Raw genomic sequence first — 15,734 nt, forward strand, 5'->3', positions numbered from 1 at the left:
GGCCGGATTTGCAATGCGTATTGAAACCATCAGTTACATCAAACAGCATGCTGCCAAGCTGGAACTTGAAGAACCGATTGTGGTGACGCAAGGTGGTAAAGCGGTGTATCGGATAGAGTCTGAAGCCAGCGCCCGCCTGCGGGATGAAGGCATTGCCTTGCTAAAGTTGATGAACCTGGCTGAGCGCGATATCCGTGATGGTCATACCTTAACGCTGGATGAAAGCCTACAGCAGTTGCGCCAAACGCTTCGCGGAGCGTCAGAATGACGCAACTGGTGGTGACCCAACTGGCGCACCAGACCCTGCTAATGCTAACCCGCTATATGACCGAATTTCTGGGTGCCGAGCAAGCGTTATCATTGGCGGAGCAATTGCTTGGGTACTGTAAAGAGCGGTTAGACGTAGGGCAAATGAGCCCTGGGCCGTTGCAGTTTCCACTTTGCTATGAGCTGGAGCGGTTGGGGGTGACCGACTACCGACAAATCACGGTCGATAAATACAAAATCCTCTATCGCTACGATGCCGATAAGGATACCGCTTTTGTGATGGCTTTTTTACGGCAAAAACAAAGCGCTCAGCAACTGCTGATTGCATACAGTTTGTTGCCCTGACGTCCTGTTACTAATGCTGGCTGCGATACGACTCATGGCATTCCCTTAACAGCGAACTCTTAATTGCGATGCGATCAGCTGCGACACTATGTCGCATGGTGCTTTTGGCTGGCAGCCGCTATCCTTGTTGCAGACTTTTCCACTGCTGTGCGATAGTCTGTAATGACATTTTGCAACGGCTGCCTGGCAGCCGTCTTTTTGTGGAACCTGTGTGTCATGCTTTCCCTGACCGTTCTAGAACCGCAGCATCAATTGCGCCAGTTGGCCCGCTTTCGTTGGGGGGTGATTGGCTTTATTGCGCTGGCGATGCTGGCCGCCTGGTTGCTGCATTACCCGGTCAGTTCCTGGCCTTTGCTTGGGCTCTTGCTGGTGCTTTTTGCTGCCTCCAATGTGTTACTGCCATTATTGCCCAATGCAAGCCAGTACAGCATGCGTTTGTATGCGCTCTATGCGTTGGCGGATATTGTGTTGCTCTGCTGCATGCTGGTGTTAAGCGGTGGGGTCAGCAATGGTTTGGTCGCGCTGCTGCTGCTGCCGGTGGCGATGGCCTCGGTGCTACTGCCGGGCCGCTTGTGTTATTTGGTGGCGCTGATCGCGGTGCTGGCATACAGCTTGCTGATGCAATTAGGGGATATCAGCGCACTGCCGATTGCTGGCGGTTGGCTTGAGTTGCAGCCGGAGCACGCGGCTGGCGCAGCGCATGCGCATCATGGTGCTGGCCATGGCAGTTTCGATCAGCATCTGCTGCAAATGTGGTGGGCCTTTGCGCTTTCTGCGGCCTTGATCAGTTGGTTTATCAGTGCTCAGGCCCGGCAAATTCGCAAGCAAGCCCGAGTGCTGAATCAGTTGCAGCAACAACAGCTGCGCCAGGAGCAAATGCTGGCGCTGGCCACCTTTGCCGCCAATGCCGCACATGATTTAGCCACGCCCATTCAGACCATGGCATTGATTGCCGACGAGCTTGAGGTCGACGCCGCCCAAAGTGACCAGTTGCAGGACTTGCAACAGCAATTGCAACGCTGCCAGCACCTGGTGCAGCAGCTGCGTCAGGATGCTGGCAGTCTGCGCCAGCCGCAGCAAGCCGAGCCGGTACTCAAGCTGACCGAGCAAACGGTGCAGCGCTGGTTGGCCAGCCGGCCTGATATTGAAGCCGACTGTCAGTTTGACAGCCAGGCCGCTGATTTTTTATTGTCAGAGCCGCAAAGCCTGGCCGCGGCCTTGCTGAATATCCTGGATAACGCTGCCGATGCCGGCTTGGCTCGGCAACAGCCAAAGCTCTCCATTAGCTGTCAGCTCAACGCACAAGATTGCAGCATCCGCATTCGTGATTATGGTGAGGGTTTTTCCGAGCAGCGCTTGCAGGAGCTGGGGCATTTGCCACAGCTTAGTAGCCAAGGGCTTGGTATCGGTCAGTTTCTGGCCAATGCCAGCATCGAACGATTGGGCGGCAAGGTCGTGCGCAGCAATCTGGCCGATGGCGCCCTTACCTGCATTGAGCTGCCAAGGCCCCGGCATGACTGAACAACCCATCAAGCTGGTGCTGGTCGATGACGATGTGGTGCTGTTGCGCACCCTGACGCGTCGTTTTGAACAAGCTGGCGCCAGCGTGGTGGCCTTTGCTGAGCCTTGTACCAGCGACCAGTTGATCGCCGAACAGGCCGATGCCTACTTGCTGGACTTGCGGTTTGCCAGCCAGTCTGGTCTGAGCTTTGTTGAACCGCTACGCGCGGCGCTGCCCAACTGCCGTATTGTGCTGTTAACTGGCTATGGCAGCATCGCCAATGCCGTGCAGGCGGTAAAATCCGGTGCCGACGATTACCTGACCAAACCGGTCGATTTTCAGCAGTTGCGCCAGGTGCTGTGTGGTCCGCTCTTGTCTACAGAGCCAGGCTCCCCGGCAAGTGAACAGCCAGAGTCTGCTTCGGCGCCCAGTTTGCTAAGCCCGGAGCAACTGGAGTGGGAGCATATCCAGCGGGTGCTGGCCGAGCAGGGGGGCAATATCTCGCAAACAGCCCGGGTTCTGGGCATGCATCGTCGTACTTTGCAGCGCAAGCTATTGAAGCGTCGACCTTAACTGCTGTGTTGGTGCTGTTCATCTTGTTTTAATCTGTTCGCTGTGTTGTGTTCATCCCTTTGTCGGTTTTCCCTTCATACCCGGGTAGTAGAGTAGTCCTTGTCCGGTGTGAGAGCACCTTTCACTGAAAAGGAAAACCTATGTCGACTCGAATTGTATCCATTATTTCTGGCACTGTGCTCAGCCTGGCTGCGCTGCAAGTGGTTGCGGCGCCGGTGGTCAACAACAACATCACCGAAGCTGAGGTCAAAGCCGCCCAGCAGGCCTGGGGGCAAGCGCTGATTGCCATCAGCTCAGCCTACAAGGACGGTGGTCGTGATCAGGCGGAGCAAAAAGCACGCTCAGTACTGGATGCGGCTTATGGTTATGGCCACGGTGCTGTCTTGTTCAAGCCTACGTTGGCCAGTGGTGAGCAAACCTTCCGTACCAGTTACGAGGGCGCTTTGGCTTATTTTGTCGGTGGTAACAGTGCTTACCCGGCCGACAGCGGTTTTGCCTTGAAAGGCTGGGCCGGTTACGAATTTCGTAACGCCGCCGTCTACATCAATGGTGATTTAGCCTTGACCATGGGGCATGTGATGTTGACCGACGCCAATGGCGCTGTGACTACGGTTGACAAAACCTGGGGCTTCAAAAAAGACGATCAGGGTGCCCTGCGCATCGTACTGCACCATTCGTCACTGCCCTTTAGTGCCAACTAAAGGGGGCCACGGCAAGGAAGCCGTTGCTTATTGGCAAGTGTTTACTGAGTAACCTGGTAATTTTTCTGGAAAGTTGTTCATCCCAACCCAGTTTGGCTGGCCATCCCTCCTCTGCGGCCAGCCCTTTTTTATTCCGGTTGCAAGCAATAGCCGAGCCCACGCCGGGTATGCAGCAATTTAACGACATGCGACTCATCAACTTTCTTTCGCAGCCGTGCCATATACACATCCACGATGTTGGTCAATGGATCTTCGTTCAAGCCCCACACATTGGTCAGGATCCGTTCCCGGCTAAAGACCTTGCCGCTGTTGCTCATCAGCAACTCCAGAATGCCCAACTCTTTGGCGGTCAGGTTGAGCGGTACACCCGCGCGTTGCGCCTGCATGCTGTCCAAATCAAGTTGCAAGTCCGCAACCTGCAATTGCCGTGACTGGGTCTGACCCAGGTCCCGTTTAAACAGTGCCTCAATGCGCGCCAGCAGCTCTTCAAAGTGAAAAGGTTTTCCCAGGTAGTCATCGGCGCCGGCTCGAAGGCCTTTTACCCGCTCATCCACCTCCGACAAGGCCGATAAAATCAAGATTCTGGCGGGGATCGCCTGACTGCGAATTTGCTGGCACAACTGCAAACCATCCTGGTGTGGCAGCATCCGATCCAGCACAATCACATCGGGTTCAAACTGACGGCAGACATCCATCAGGGCGCGGCCATCCTGCAGCAGCAAGGTCAGGTACCCCTCCGCTTTCAGGCCACGCGATAAAAAGCTGCCCACTTTATCGTCATCTTCAATAATCAGTACTTTCATGATCCTGTCCAGTAAAAAGAGGCAGCCACAGGCGAGCCCGTGTTCCCTTGGGTGAGTTGGGCAGCAGGGCAATGCCGCCATCCTGCGCTTCCATAATGGCTTTGGCAATGCACAAACCAATGCCCAAGCCATCCGGCCTGGCCTGGCGGGCAGCTGCAGAGCGGTAATGCCGTTGAAACAGCCTGGAGGTGTCTTCCGGGCAGAGGCCAATGCCCTGGTCGGCCAGCTCCAGCACCAGTTCGCTGCCATGAGTGGTGATGCTTAGGGTCAGGCAGGGCCTTTCCTCAGAGTACTGTTGGGCATTGTCGGTCAGGATGCGAAGAACGCTGGCGAATTTATCCAGATCCAGCAGCAGCCAGGCTGAAGCGGGCAGATCCGGTAGGGGCTCCAGCGTAAAACGGGTATCGCTGCGTAAATGCTGCCGGATGCTTTGCTGACAGTGTTGCAGAAAATCCTGCCACGGAACGTGGGTGAGATGCACTTGCAGCAGACGCTCTTCCCCTCGCGCTAACAGCAACAAATCATCGATGCGGCGGCTCAGTTGCTGGCTGGCCGCGAGAATGCGACCAAAGGCTTCTTTGTACTCGCTGCTGTCTTTGTCTTTGCCGCGCAGGCTAATCTCGGCTTCACCCTGAATGCTGGTCGCCGGGGTGCGCAGCTCATGGCTGATATCGGCCAGCAGTTGCTTTTGCCGTTGCTCGGCATGGTGCAACTGGGCCAATGCGTGTTGCAGCTCGGCTGTCCGATCTTTCACCTGTTGCTCTGTGGCATGCTGACTTTGCTTTTCCTGCCGGGCAAAGGCTTCGATGTAGCCTGACATCAGGTTAAATTGCCGGGCCAACTCGGCAAACTCTTTTGGGCCTTGTTCCTCAATGCGGTGCGAAAAATGTCCTTGTTGCAGTTGCTGGGTACCCGCCAACAAGTGTTGCAGCGGCCGGCTAAGAGAGCGGGATAAATGCCAGCCAATGACAATGGCAAACAGCAAGCCTGCCAGACTGATCAACAGCATAATCAGCTGTACCCGCTGCAAGGCATGCAGTGCATCGGTTTCTGTGGTTTCAGCCCGCTGCTTTTGCTCAGCAATGGCTTGCTGCAGCAGTTCGGATAAGTCGGTATCCTGGAACTTATCAAACAGCGCAATCAGGGTGCGCCAGCGCTCAATGTCGTCTTGATAAGCTGCAATTTCACGGGTTTTCAGCGCATTTTCCAAGGTGATCAGGTTGGATTGCAGCAAAGAGATTACTTTCACCTGCTGCATAATGTGCTGCAAATCAGCTTCGCTGGTGCTGTAAAACTGGTCGCGAATGGCCAGTTGGTCGAGCGCTTCCAATTGCAGCTGCATCCGTTGGAACAAGGTATCGCGAAAACCGGTGTTGGCATCCTCTGTCAGCAGGTACTCGGCCAGCCAGACTTTTAAGCGCTGCTTATCCGCCCGCAATGAAATAAACTCGGTCAGCATTTGATTGGCAATGCGATTGCGCTTGGTATGAAACTCTGAATTTTGTTGTGCCCAAAAGCCAATACCCGACAGCAGCAGGCTGATGCCCACCAGAATGCAGAGCGATACGATCAGTTTGCGCAGATACATAGCCGGGTCTCGCAGAGAGTCTTGTCGCCAGTATAGAGATTTTGCGGCTGCTGTTCATGAAAAAAGGGTTAACTTATGGCAATTGCCTCGCTGCGCTTCTACACTTAAAGCCGACCTAATTCAATCGGCGATGCTGTGCTTCAACGCTTTGTTTCTTTTATAGGAATTCTGTTTTTGGCTGCCCATCCAGTGCTGGCAGATGAGCCGTTTCGTCTCAATCTATACACGGAGGATTATCCCCCCTGGAGTTACCCCGCTAAAGATGGTGTCAGCGGGATTAATGTGCGCTTGCTGCAGTTGGTTTTGCACAATACGGGGTATGACGGGCGTTTTTCGATTGTGCCTTGGGGGAGGGCACAGCGCTTTACCCAGACCGAGTTGGATAGCTGCTTTTTTTCTGCGGTGCGCAGTGAGGAGCGGGAAAATATCTATCAGTGGGTTGGGCCCTTGAGCCAGGAGTCGGTGCAGCTTTTTAGTCTGGATCCTGCAGCAAGCCGTTTTACTGATTTTGCATCGGTATCAGGGTTTCGTATTGGCGGCCAGACGGAGGACGCGTTTACCGACTATGCCGAGAGCCTGGGCCTTCGCGTAGAACGGGTGACAGAGATTCCGGTCAATTTAGCCATGCTGCAATCCGGCCGTATTGATTTATGGCTGGCAGGCTCGGTTGGTGGGCCTTTTATAGCCCGCCGTGAAGGCGTTCAGGTATTTCCGGTCGCTACCACGGAGCGGGTGTTCGAACTGTGGCTGGCTTGCAATCCAGCCATGCCATCGGAGGTCATTCAGAGTTTAAACAAGGCACTGGAGGCGCTAAAGCAGGATGGCAGTCTGGAAGCAATTTTGGCGGATTACCGTTAAAGCAATCCGCCTGTTCGCATTACGGCTGATTAAAAGCCCAACGGAATGCCAAAGCTGAAGAAACCCACCAACAGCAGGATCCAAACTCCCAAAAATGCCAGCGAGTAAGGCAGCATCATCGCAATCATTTCACCAAAACGCAGCTCAGGATTGTACTTGCGCATAAAGGCCAGAATAATGCCGGCGTAAGTCATCATTGGGGTAATGATGTTGGTGGCCGAATCGGCGACCCGAAAGGCTGCTGCCACCAAATCCGGTGTCATCGCCGGGTTCACCATGTACAGCATTGGAATAAAAATCGGCCCCAGCAGCATCCACTTCGAGGTAAGCCCGCCGACAAAGAGGTTGATAAGCGCAGTCACCAGCACAAAGCCAATTAACAGCAGCACCGGGTAGCTTTGCAAGCCAAGTAAAATCAGCGCATTGGCGCCCAGATAGGTGATGTAAGCCCCCAGGCCGCTGTAACTGAGCACGCCCAGAAAGTTGTAGCAGAAGAAGGTCAGCACCAGAATGTAGCCCATGGTGTCCATTTGTTTCACCATGGCTTTCACCACATCCATCATGCTGCCAAATTTGCCGCTGGCAACGCCAAAGGCAATGCCGATGGCCGCAAACACAAAGGTGATCACCAGGATGATGTTGTTCAAAAAGGGCGTCACTTCCTGGCCAGCTTCATTGGTGTAGGGTGCTAAGGGACCCAGCGCCAGGGCTGCGACTGCGGCCAGTGCCAGCAGCAAGGCGATGCCAGAGGCGCGCAGACCGCGCTGCTCTTGTGGCGTGACATCAAAGTCGGAAATCTTTAGATCTTCAGGAACGGTGTACGGTTTGTGCTCCAGCCGTGGGCCGACAAACTTAATTGTGACCCAGGCGCCAACGGCAGCCAGCACAAAGGTCGACACCAAGATAAAGTAGTAGTGCATGGTGGCTGGCGTTAAGGCGTCGCCTGCGGCATTGACGAAAGGGATGCCCTGCGCTTCGGCAAAAACCTGGGCATTGACGCCAATGATCACATCAATCGGCGTCGCTGGGATCAAGTTGGCGCTAAAACCGGCCGAGACGCCGGCAAAAGCGGCCGCCATCCCAATCAAAGGGTTCTTACCCAAGCCGGCATAGAGCAAACCGGCCAGTGGGATCAAAATCAAATAACCGGCATCGGTGGCAATGGAGCTCATAATGCCCAAAAACACCAGCAGCAGTGGCAGCCATTTGACCGGCAAGGCGCGGCTGATTTTTTTCAGCACAGCGCCAAACAAGCCAGAGTGCTCGGCAATGCCCACGCCCAGCATCACAATCAGAATAACCCCAAGCACGCCGCCGCCAAAGCCCAGCCAGTTGGCCAGCAAGGCGTTATCAAACAGCCAGACCACATTTTGCCGTGCCAGCATGTTTTGAATTTCATGCACCACAGGCACGCCACCCGCGCCATGGGTTTCAAAGGTGATACCACCCATCAGGGCGGTCAGCAGCAGAGCGCCAACCAGAAAATAGATAAAGATGATTACCGGATCCGGGATCCGCCTGCCGACACGCTCCACAAAAGCAATAAAGCCGGTTTGACTGTCTGAGACCGGGGTTGTCATGGAAACCTCGTGTTGTTGTCTGTTAAAAAAATCACTGCAGCCTAAAAGAAAAACGGCTTAGGGACAAGGTTTGTCATCCTGAAGCCAAGCATCAGCAAATATAATTGGGCTTGCTTCCGTACTCATCCTCGACTTCGTCGTTTTACACGAAGTAACCAGTCGGTTGTGTTGATATCAAGGCTCCCTGGACGCATGAATTCGGGCATAAGCATCGTGCGGATGCAGGCTCTCCAAATGCTGCACCTCAATGCAAACATCGGGGTACTGTGGTCTTAAGCTGGCAGCAAGGCGGCGCGCGGCATCTTCAACAAACATCAGATTGGCGCCATTTAACCGGGCAAATTCCTGCTCATCGGCACGTTTGACCGCCGTTTGCACCGGGGTGGCTAAAGCCGTTTCGGCCTGCTCAATGACGGCACTGATCGGAAAGCCGGAGGCAGTCGCTGCCAGCGATAGTTCAATGCTGGCGACACTGCGCTGACTGTGCGGTGTGGCATAGCTGCCGTGTTGCAGCAGCCAGTCGGCTACGTTGGCTTTGGGCAGGCTTTCATCGCTAAAGTCGGCCAGAAACTTTTGCTGCAGCAATTGCCGGCTTAAGGCGGCCGAGCAGGGGCAAGTCGACGAATACTGCACCGCCACGGTAAATTTCAGTTGAAAGCCTATGGGGCTCAGGCTGGCTTTCAGCTTTATGGGATAACGGCGCCAGCCGGCAAGATCAGGCGTCAGCAGCGCCGGGCGCTTGCACAGGCGATCAAAGGACAGCTCAAGCAGCACCTGATCGCTGTGACAATCCTGGTGACTGTGCAGCAATTGCTGCAGCAGTTGTTTAAGATTCGCTGGAGTGCACAGCTGCTGTTCGGCAAAGTCATTGAGTAAACGGTACAGGCGGGACATATGGATGCCGCGCGCATCGGTTTTTGGCAGATTAATGCCAATGCTGGCTTTGACCGGTTGCACCATGGCATCCCCGCCATCGGATACTTGCAGCAGCAAATCCAGCTGCTGCATGCCTACTTCATCCAGCCTGCTGCTGGTTTGCTGCACGGTTTCGCGGGTAATATCCGGCAACTCTGTTTGCATTCTGGTGTACTCCTGCTCCAACGACAAAATGTGATACTATCACATTTTGTCGTTATCACACCCCTGCTGGTCGCAGCTTTGTTGCGATAGGGCTCTGCTTGCTTTAGCATGCCGGCGGATTTTAAAAGTTTGTTATGGAGTTGCTGATGTTAAAACTATCCCCACTGGCCTGAGCTGTCGCTGTGGCATTGCCTGCTGTCTTGAATGCAGGTGAAGTCACCTTTGATAACGTTCAGGACGACGGTGCGCAGCTGGAACGCATTGAAGTGCGAGCTTCCGGCTTACGGCGCGATGTGGTGGAGATGGCGGGGCCAGTCTCGGTATTAAGCGGTGATGAGCTGGTACGGCGCACCGAAGCCAGCATTGGCGAAACCTTAAAATTTGAACCCGGCGTGCATGGCAACTACTTTGGCCCTGTGGCCTCCAGCCCTGTGATCCGTGGTTTGGATGGCCCGCGGGTGCAGGTGATCCACAATGGCATGGGCACCGGCGATGTGTCGCGCGAAGGGCCGGATCACAGCATTACTGCCGATGCCATTACCGCCCAGCAAATTGAAGTGCTGCGCGGCCCAGCTACTTTATTGTATGGCAGTGGCGCCATTGGTGGCGTCATTAATGTGGTGGATAACCGCATTCCCCGCACGGCCCTGGTACAGCCAGAAACCGTGTTGCAGGGGCGCTTTAACAGTGCTGCAGCTGAGCGCTCGCTGGCTTTTGCCCATGACAGCGCAGCCGAGAGCCTGGCGTTTCATGCCGATGGTTATTACCGCAAAGGCAACGACTACCGGGTGCCGGAGTATCAGAGCGATGAGGGCTTTCGTAGCAAGCGGCTGGACAATTCCTGGTCAGAGCATAAGGTGCTGAATCTGGGCTCCAGCCATGTCGCCGACTGGGGCTTTGTCGGCATCAGTTACGGCTACATCAGCAGCGAATACGGCTTGCCGGAAGGGCCGCAGGACCCGCTGGATGACGACGATGGTGAGCTAATTAAACTGAATCAACAACGCCTTGCCTTAGCGGCCGAGTACCGGCCACAGCATGCCAATTGGGAACTGCTGACCGCCGATCTGGCCTTTACCGATTACGATCATGCCGAATACGACGAGGGCGAAGCCGAAACCGAGTTTACCAGCAAGCAGTGGGAGCTGCGACTGACCGGCACTTATTTACTGGATTCAGGCTGGCGCGGCATTGTCGGTTACCACGGCACCGTGCGGGACTATGAAGCGGTGGGTGAAGAGGCCTTTACGCCCAACACCGACACCGACAGTCACGCTGTCTTTCTGTTGCAAGAGCGCAGTTTTGGTGACTTAAAGTTTGAGTTTGGCAGCCGTTATGAACGTTTAACGCAAAACGCCTCCGAGGTCGAGGATGCGCTGGGCGTGCGCGATATCCGCGATCCCTTCAACCTCTTTAGCTGGTCGGTCGGTGCTGTCTATCAGCTGGCCGACGGTCATCAGCTGACTGCAGCCTTCAGCCAGGCCCAGCGGGCACCAGCGGCCAACGAACTCTATGCCAATGGCATCCATGTCGGCACTCGCTCGTTTGAGATCGGCACCGCCTATCGAGTGACGCACAGCGATGGCCAGACGGAAATCCTCAGCGATGCCAGCTTATCCAAAGCGGAAAAAGCCAACAACGTCGATTTCGGTGTGCGTGGTCAGTTGGAGAAGGTGCAGTACCAGCTGAATTTGTTCTACAACCAGATTGATGATTTTGCCTATTTAAGCAATCTGGGCTTTGAAATTGCCGGCTTTGATGCCTATCAGTACCGGCAGGACGATGCTCGTTTGCATGGCGCAGAGGCCAGTGTGCGCTGGCAGCTGGCGCCGGATCATCAGCTCAGCCTGATGGGCGATCTGGTGCGGGCCCGGCTGAGTGATGGTGGCAATTTGCCGCGCATTCCGCCGTTTCGACTGGGCGCCGAGTATCAGTTTACTGCCGATGCCTGGACGGCTCAGCTGGGAGTCATGCACCATGGCCGCCAGAACAAGGTAGCAGCCAATGAAACGCCGACCGACAGCTACACCCTGGTCGAAGCTGCAGTGAACTACCATTTCCACTGGCAGCAATGGGAGCTAATGGCCTTTGCCAAGGCGCAAAACCTGACCAATCAGCTGGCCTTTGTCCACAGCTCTTTTATCAAAGAAGACGCGCCTCTGGCTGGCCGTAATCTGACGGTAGGGATGCAGCTGCGTTTCTGAGCTTTCGGCCAAAGCGCTGCCTGTGGTATAACAGCCACAGGCAGCAAACGAAGGAGTCGCTATGGCCGGTTGGTTGGATCTTATCGCAATCCTGTGGTTTTTAACCATCTGGGTGGGTTACACCCTCTACGCCAAACGCCGGGCCAAAACCGTCAGCTGCTTGTCGTTTGAGTTGCGTCGCAAGCGCAACGACTGGATGAAACAGATGCTCAGCCGCGACAACAAAATGGCCGATGTCGGGCTGATTTCCACGCTGGAGCGCAATGTCAGTTTTTTTGCCTCCAGCACTCTGCTGGTGCTGGCGGGTTTGCTTACGGCGCTGGCGTCTGCCGATAAAATCAGTCTGGTGCTGCGCAACATTCTGCCCTGGAGTTCGCAGGCCGAAGTCTCCTTGCAACTGAAGCTGCTGTGCATCGCCCTGATTTACGTGTTTGCCTTTTTCCAGTTTACCTGGTCGCTGCGCCAATACGGCTTTGGTGGTGTTTTGATCGGGGCTGCGCCGGATGGCCGCAGCATGGAAGAGGCCGACCGTCAGGCTTATGCACTGCGCACCGCCAAAGTGATTGACCAGGCCGGCCACTCCTTTAACTATGGCCTGCGCGCCATGTATCTGTCACTGGCCGCTTTGGCCTGGTTTATCGATCCGGTATTTTTTATGATGGCGACCGTGGTGGTGGTGCTGATCATGAAGCAGCGGGAGTTTCATTCCAAGGTGCTGCATGCGCTGCGGGAGTGCTAACGGCTGAAACGCGGTTGCTGCCGTTTCAGCCAAAAAGCCTTCACTGGATCTCGAAAGCCCGAACGACGCGGTTGACGCCATCGACATGGCGGGCAATTTCGACCGCTTTGTCGGCTTCAGCCGGTGTCACCAGCCCCATTAAAAACACCTCACCATCTTCGGTCGTCACCTTGATATTGAGGCCGCTGATGTCGCTGTCGGATAAAAGCAGGGTTTTCACCCGGGTGCTGATCCAGCTGTCGCGACTGCGGGTGGACAAGGAGATGGTATTGCCGACCCGCAGTTGATTGTGCACATCGCGCACACTCTGCAAATCGCGGGCGATTTGGCCAGCCCGTTGCCGGACCTGTTCGGATTCCACCTGGCCGGTCAAAAGCACCACGCCGTTGTGGCTGGTGACATTGATGCGACCTTGCTTGTTTAAATCTTCCTGTGAAAATAGCTGACGGGCTCGCATCGCGATACCGGTGTCGTCAATCTGACTGCCCAGAGTGCGTCTGTCCTGCGCCGAGACCACGGCAGCGCCGCCACCAGCCAGCACAGCAGCGGCGCAACCTTGCAGCAGACCCAAGGTGACGAGCAAAGCCAAAATACGGTAGTGCTTCATAACTCCCCCTGTTGTGGGAAAAGGTTTAGTTCAATCAGTTCGCACAAGCAATGCAGTAAAAAGGCATAGCATTCATACACCCGGGCATGGCGGTGCGCCGGTACCCGCAGCTCGGTATCCTGTGCATTGAGCAGGCCTGATAGCTCATCGGCTCCGTCGACGGTCAGAGCAATCACGCTCATGTCGCAGGTCAGTGCTGCTTCGACCGCTTTAATCAGGCTTTGTTCGTTACCGCGCAGAGAAATGACCAGCAAAATATCGCCTTTCTGACCCAGGGCTTTCACCTGGCGTGCCAGATAGTCGCTGTTCTGGCCTGCGCCGGCATGCAGGGCACCGTGATCCGCTTGCAGTGCCAGTGCTGGCAGGCAGGGCCGCTCGGTTTCAAACTGATCCAGCAACAACTGAGCAAAGTGCTGCGCCAAAGCGGCACTGGCTCCATCACCACAGCACATGACCTTGCCCCCTTCAATCAGGCTGCTGACAATCCGAAAAGCCGCCTGTTCAATGGGCTCGGCCAGCACTTCGCTGGTGGCTATCATGGTTTGAATGGTTTCGCTAAAAAGCTGGCGAATTTTATCCTGCATTGCTGGTCCTGTTTGGGTGAGTATGAGGCTGCATGAATTTACCCTGCCTGAATGGCGCTTTGCATCCAATTGTACTGATAGGGTTCGGCACCGCTGATGGTCAGCACATCAAAGCGACAGGGGCCTTGGTGACGGCTGCGCTGCAAGTAAAGTTGAGCGGTGCGGAGTAGTTTTTGCTGCTGTCGGTGACTGATGGCGGCACTGGCCCCACCGTAGGCGTCGGAAGCCCGGTACTTCACTTCGACAAAAATCAGCTGATTGCCCTGACGCATCACCAGATCCAACTCCCCCAGTTTGCAGCTGAAGTTGCGCTCCACCGTATTCAGCCCTTGCTGTTGCAAGTACTGTTCGGCCAGTTGCTCGTAGACTGCCCCCAGGGTATTGGCCATATTAAGGTGCCTGCAAGCGTTGCAGTGCCCGCTGGCTGTAACGGGCCCAGTCCAGTTGGCGGCGAATTTGCCGCTGCGAATTCAGGCTGAGCTCGCCGGTCAGCCCCGGATGGCGCAATGCGGGCAGATGCTGTTGCTGTTTGAGCAGCCCAATCAACTGCAGGGCATCATAGCCCATGGCAAACAAGCGTTGCAGGCTTTCATCCTGGTCCGGAAACAGCTGATCAAAGTCAGTGCGCAGTGCCTGATGCTGCTGCGCGGTCAGCATCCAGGGCATTTCGGTGAAGGTCAGGCCGGCCAGATCGCGGTGATCGGTACGGTCGGCCTGAATGCTGTGGCTGCGTGAGCTGGCATAGACCGGCAGGCTGGGCGCGGTGGAGCTGACCGACACATCCAGAAATGGCTTTAATAAGCGGGTCTGGGTGGGATCGGCAATCAAGTAAACGGCATCAATGTCACGGCGGCTGTGCGGCTCCGACTCCACTTCACCTGGGATCAACTGGCTGATTTGCCGCACCCGCTGCCGGCTGGCGTCGAGCTCCAGCAGCGTTGCGATCATCGGCTCCAGCTCGTCCCGGCCGGCAAAGCTGTACAGCTCTGGCGCTGGATGACCGTACGCCTGCCACTGACGGCTGAAGTGTTGCGCCAAACGCTCGCTGCCACCGTGCTGGGCGTGGATCACCACCGGGCGACGGTAATCCCGTTGCTGGAACAGCTCCGCCAATTGGCTGGCTTCATCTTCCAGGCTGAGGCTAAAAAAGAACTGCTCACGGCTTGGATCCGTCTGCTGGCTGCTGTGATTCAAAAAGAGGGTCGGCCATGGCCAGTCGTCGGCCTGACGAACCCGGTCGACCTGAGGGCGTTGCAAGGGGCCAATGACAAAATCGATGTTCAGCGCCTTGAGCTCTTGCTGCAGGCTGCTGTTTTCTTGCTGACTGTCGATAAAAAACAGCTCGGTATCGGGGTGGTAGCGGGCTGCTGCCAGGATGCCATTTTGGATGGCTTGCGCATGAGGCCGAAGTTGGCCTTGCGAGGGCAGCAAGACGGCAACACGCTCTGGCTGGTAGGGCGTTAGCGCTGTCAAAGCCTGAATGGCCTCTGGCAGCTCCGATAAAGCCGGCATATGCGGCTGCTGTTGCTGCCAGCGGGTCAGCGCTTGTTGCAGGGCTTCTGGCTGACCGATGCTCTGGCGCACCTGCTGGCTCAGCTGGACCCAGGCCAGGGTGCGGGCGCCGGCATTGTGTCGAAGCTGCTCCAATTGTTGGCTATCCAGCTGAATCAATTGCTGCCACAGCTGATCCCAGTAGTCGGCTTCTGGTTGCTGCAGGTTGGCTTGTTGATCCCACTGCAACCACCAGTAAGCCGCTCGGGCCGGTTGCTGCAGCTGCTGGTACAGCTGTGCTGCCGCCAGGCTGTAGCTGAGCCGGGCTTCCGGCGCCAGTTGAGCGGCTTGCTGGCGCTCCACTTTTTGCAAAGCCGCCGGGTAGTGGGCTTGCTGAACCAGCGCCTGCAGCTCAATGGCGGGCAGGCGGGCATCCAGCCAGGGATCCTGTTGTTCAGCCAATTCTTTGGCGATGGCGCGCGCCAGCCTTGGGTTGGATTCTGCCAATGCCGCTTTTGCCGCTTGCAACAGCAAGTTGTGCTGCTCTGAACCCTGGCTGGCGGCGGCTTGCTGCAGCCACTGCTGCGCGCTGTAGCTTGGTTGCTCAGGTTCGGACAGCTCTGAGACTTCAGTGATCTGTTCCGGGGCCGGGGTGACCGGCGATGGCTGCTGTGCGCAGCCAACGCACACCAGACTGAACAAGCCAGCCATCAGCCATGGTTTTTGTTTGCTGCTCATCAAAATGCCCAGTACCATAGTGGAAAACTGGCACTATCTTACTGAGTCCCACTCAGAAGCTCAAACGAAAAGCGA

The 15,734-nt window shown here is 55.9% G+C and carries 16 protein-coding genes; 8 read left to right on the forward strand and 8 right to left on the reverse strand.

Annotated features, from left to right (window positions below):
* Positions 1-13: 13 nt before the first annotated feature.
* The 5 genes from Q3O59_RS08765 to Q3O59_RS08785 all read left to right on the forward strand — a co-directional run bounded on the left by Q3O59_RS08765 (position 14) and on the right by Q3O59_RS08785 (position 3,387).
* Positions 14-268 carry a type II toxin-antitoxin system Phd/YefM family antitoxin gene (locus Q3O59_RS08765; RefSeq protein WP_305945226.1) on the forward strand — a complete coding sequence of 85 codons (255 nt, stop codon included), beginning with the start codon at positions 14-16 and terminating at the stop codon, positions 266-268.
* The gene (locus Q3O59_RS08770; RefSeq protein ID WP_305945227.1) at positions 265-612 is read left to right on the forward strand and encodes a type II toxin-antitoxin system RelE/ParE family toxin; all 348 of its coding nucleotides are present in this window, start codon (positions 265-267) and stop codon (positions 610-612) included. The genes Q3O59_RS08765 and Q3O59_RS08770 overlap by 4 nt, the downstream gene beginning before the upstream one ends.
* 216 nt (positions 613-828) lie before the next feature.
* Positions 829-2,133: a sensor histidine kinase gene (locus tag Q3O59_RS08775; RefSeq protein WP_305945228.1), complete on the forward strand. Its 1,305-nt coding sequence runs from the start codon at positions 829-831 to the stop codon at positions 2,131-2,133.
* Positions 2,126-2,686 (forward strand): response regulator transcription factor, encoded by a 561-nt coding sequence (locus Q3O59_RS08780; RefSeq protein WP_305945229.1) that lies wholly within the window; start codon positions 2,126-2,128, stop codon positions 2,684-2,686. Before Q3O59_RS08775 ends, Q3O59_RS08780 begins: the two co-directional genes overlap by 8 nt.
* Before the next feature lie 140 nt (positions 2,687-2,826).
* Complete coding sequence (locus Q3O59_RS08785; protein WP_305945230.1) at positions 2,827-3,387, forward strand: metal-independent carbonic anhydrase family protein; 561 nt, start codon at positions 2,827-2,829, stop codon at positions 3,385-3,387.
* Positions 3,388-3,515: 128 nt separating this feature from the next.
* On the opposite strand, the gene Q3O59_RS08790 is transcribed toward Q3O59_RS08785, so the two are convergent.
* Both Q3O59_RS08790 and Q3O59_RS08795 read right to left on the reverse strand, forming a co-directional pair.
* Positions 3,516-4,190 carry a response regulator transcription factor gene (locus Q3O59_RS08790; RefSeq protein ID WP_305945231.1) on the reverse strand — a complete coding sequence of 225 codons (675 nt, stop codon included), beginning with the start codon at positions 4,188-4,190 and terminating at the stop codon, positions 3,516-3,518.
* Positions 4,171-5,778, reverse strand: a complete 1,608-nt coding sequence (locus Q3O59_RS08795) for a sensor histidine kinase (RefSeq protein WP_305945232.1) — start codon at positions 5,776-5,778, stop codon at positions 4,171-4,173. The genes Q3O59_RS08790 and Q3O59_RS08795 overlap by 20 nt, the downstream gene beginning before the upstream one ends.
* A 174-nt stretch (positions 5,779-5,952) precedes the next feature.
* On the opposite strand from Q3O59_RS08795, the gene Q3O59_RS08800 reads away from it, so the two are divergent.
* Positions 5,953-6,636: a substrate-binding periplasmic protein gene (locus Q3O59_RS08800; protein WP_305945233.1), complete on the forward strand. Its 684-nt coding sequence runs from the start codon at positions 5,953-5,955 to the stop codon at positions 6,634-6,636.
* Between the two features lie 29 nt (positions 6,637-6,665).
* On the opposite strand, the gene Q3O59_RS08805 is transcribed toward Q3O59_RS08800, so the two are convergent.
* Both Q3O59_RS08805 and folE2 read right to left on the reverse strand, forming a co-directional pair.
* Entirely contained in the window at positions 6,666-8,216 is a 1,551-nt protein-coding gene (locus Q3O59_RS08805) for an AbgT family transporter (RefSeq protein WP_305945234.1), read from the reverse strand.
* A gap of 174 nt (positions 8,217-8,390) precedes the next feature.
* On the reverse strand, positions 8,391-9,296 hold the full coding sequence (gene folE2 / locus Q3O59_RS08810) for a GTP cyclohydrolase FolE2 (RefSeq protein ID WP_305945235.1): 906 nt from the start codon (positions 9,294-9,296) through the stop codon (positions 8,391-8,393).
* Positions 9,297-9,478: 182 nt separating this feature from the next.
* On the opposite strand from folE2, the gene Q3O59_RS08815 reads away from it, so the two are divergent.
* Both Q3O59_RS08815 and Q3O59_RS08820 read left to right on the forward strand, forming a co-directional pair.
* A complete protein-coding gene (locus Q3O59_RS08815) occupies positions 9,479-11,500 on the forward strand; it encodes a TonB-dependent receptor (RefSeq protein ID WP_305945236.1) in 2,022 nt (673 codons plus the stop codon).
* A gap of 61 nt (positions 11,501-11,561) precedes the next feature.
* Positions 11,562-12,239 (forward strand): DUF599 domain-containing protein, encoded by a 678-nt coding sequence (locus Q3O59_RS08820; protein WP_305945237.1) that lies wholly within the window; start codon positions 11,562-11,564, stop codon positions 12,237-12,239.
* Positions 12,240-12,279: 40 nt separating this feature from the next.
* On the opposite strand, the gene dolP is transcribed toward Q3O59_RS08820, so the two are convergent.
* Genes dolP through Q3O59_RS08840 form a run of 4 tightly spaced genes read right to left on the reverse strand, consistent with a single transcriptional unit; the run spans position 12,280 to position 15,659 of the window.
* Positions 12,280-12,846 (reverse strand): division/outer membrane stress-associated lipid-binding lipoprotein, encoded by a 567-nt coding sequence (dolP, locus tag Q3O59_RS08825; protein ID WP_305945238.1) that lies wholly within the window; start codon positions 12,844-12,846, stop codon positions 12,280-12,282.
* Positions 12,843-13,430 carry an SIS domain-containing protein gene (locus Q3O59_RS08830; protein ID WP_305945239.1) on the reverse strand — a complete coding sequence of 196 codons (588 nt, stop codon included), beginning with the start codon at positions 13,428-13,430 and terminating at the stop codon, positions 12,843-12,845. Before Q3O59_RS08830 ends, dolP begins: the two co-directional genes overlap by 4 nt.
* Before the next feature lie 38 nt (positions 13,431-13,468).
* The gene (locus Q3O59_RS08835; RefSeq protein ID WP_305945240.1) at positions 13,469-13,819 is read right to left on the reverse strand and encodes a YraN family protein; all 351 of its coding nucleotides are present in this window, start codon (positions 13,817-13,819) and stop codon (positions 13,469-13,471) included.
* Between the two features lies 1 nt (position 13,820).
* Positions 13,821-15,659: a penicillin-binding protein activator gene (locus Q3O59_RS08840; RefSeq protein WP_305945241.1), complete on the reverse strand. Its 1,839-nt coding sequence runs from the start codon at positions 15,657-15,659 to the stop codon at positions 13,821-13,823.
* Positions 15,660-15,734 lie beyond the last annotated feature (75 nt).

The organism is Alkalimonas delamerensis (genome assembly GCF_030717955.1).
Lineage (GTDB): Bacteria > Pseudomonadota > Gammaproteobacteria > Enterobacterales > Alteromonadaceae > Alkalimonas > Alkalimonas delamerensis.

What these genes read in the sequence shown, in the direction of transcription:
- Q3O59_RS08765 (WP_305945226.1), top strand. Translation starts at nt 14, where the DNA reads ATGCGTATTGAAACCATCAGTTACATCAAACAGCATGCTGCCAAGCTG.
- Q3O59_RS08770 (WP_305945227.1), top strand. Translation starts at nt 265, where the DNA reads ATGACGCAACTGGTGGTGACCCAACTGGCGCACCAGACCCTGCTAATG.
- Q3O59_RS08775 (WP_305945228.1), top strand. Translation starts at nt 829, where the DNA reads ATGCTTTCCCTGACCGTTCTAGAACCGCAGCATCAATTGCGCCAGTTG.
- Q3O59_RS08780 (WP_305945229.1), top strand. Translation starts at nt 2,126, where the DNA reads ATGACTGAACAACCCATCAAGCTGGTGCTGGTCGATGACGATGTGGTG.
- Q3O59_RS08785 (WP_305945230.1), top strand. Translation starts at nt 2,827, where the DNA reads ATGTCGACTCGAATTGTATCCATTATTTCTGGCACTGTGCTCAGCCTG.
- Q3O59_RS08790 (WP_305945231.1), bottom strand. Translation starts at nt 4,190, where the DNA reads ATGAAAGTACTGATTATTGAAGATGACGATAAAGTGGGCAGCTTTTTA.
- Q3O59_RS08795 (WP_305945232.1), bottom strand. Translation starts at nt 5,778, where the DNA reads ATGTATCTGCGCAAACTGATCGTATCGCTCTGCATTCTGGTGGGCATC.
- Q3O59_RS08805 (WP_305945234.1), bottom strand. Translation starts at nt 8,216, where the DNA reads ATGACAACCCCGGTCTCAGACAGTCAAACCGGCTTTATTGCTTTTGTG.
- folE2 (WP_305945235.1), bottom strand. Translation starts at nt 9,296, where the DNA reads ATGCAAACAGAGTTGCCGGATATTACCCGCGAAACCGTGCAGCAAACC.
- Q3O59_RS08820 (WP_305945237.1), top strand. Translation starts at nt 11,562, where the DNA reads ATGGCCGGTTGGTTGGATCTTATCGCAATCCTGTGGTTTTTAACCATC.
- dolP (WP_305945238.1), bottom strand. Translation starts at nt 12,846, where the DNA reads ATGAAGCACTACCGTATTTTGGCTTTGCTCGTCACCTTGGGTCTGCTG.
- Q3O59_RS08830 (WP_305945239.1), bottom strand. Translation starts at nt 13,430, where the DNA reads ATGCAGGATAAAATTCGCCAGCTTTTTAGCGAAACCATTCAAACCATG.
- Q3O59_RS08835 (WP_305945240.1), bottom strand. Translation starts at nt 13,819, where the DNA reads ATGGCCAATACCCTGGGGGCAGTCTACGAGCAACTGGCCGAACAGTAC.
- Q3O59_RS08840 (WP_305945241.1), bottom strand. Translation starts at nt 15,659, where the DNA reads ATGAGCAGCAAACAAAAACCATGGCTGATGGCTGGCTTGTTCAGTCTG.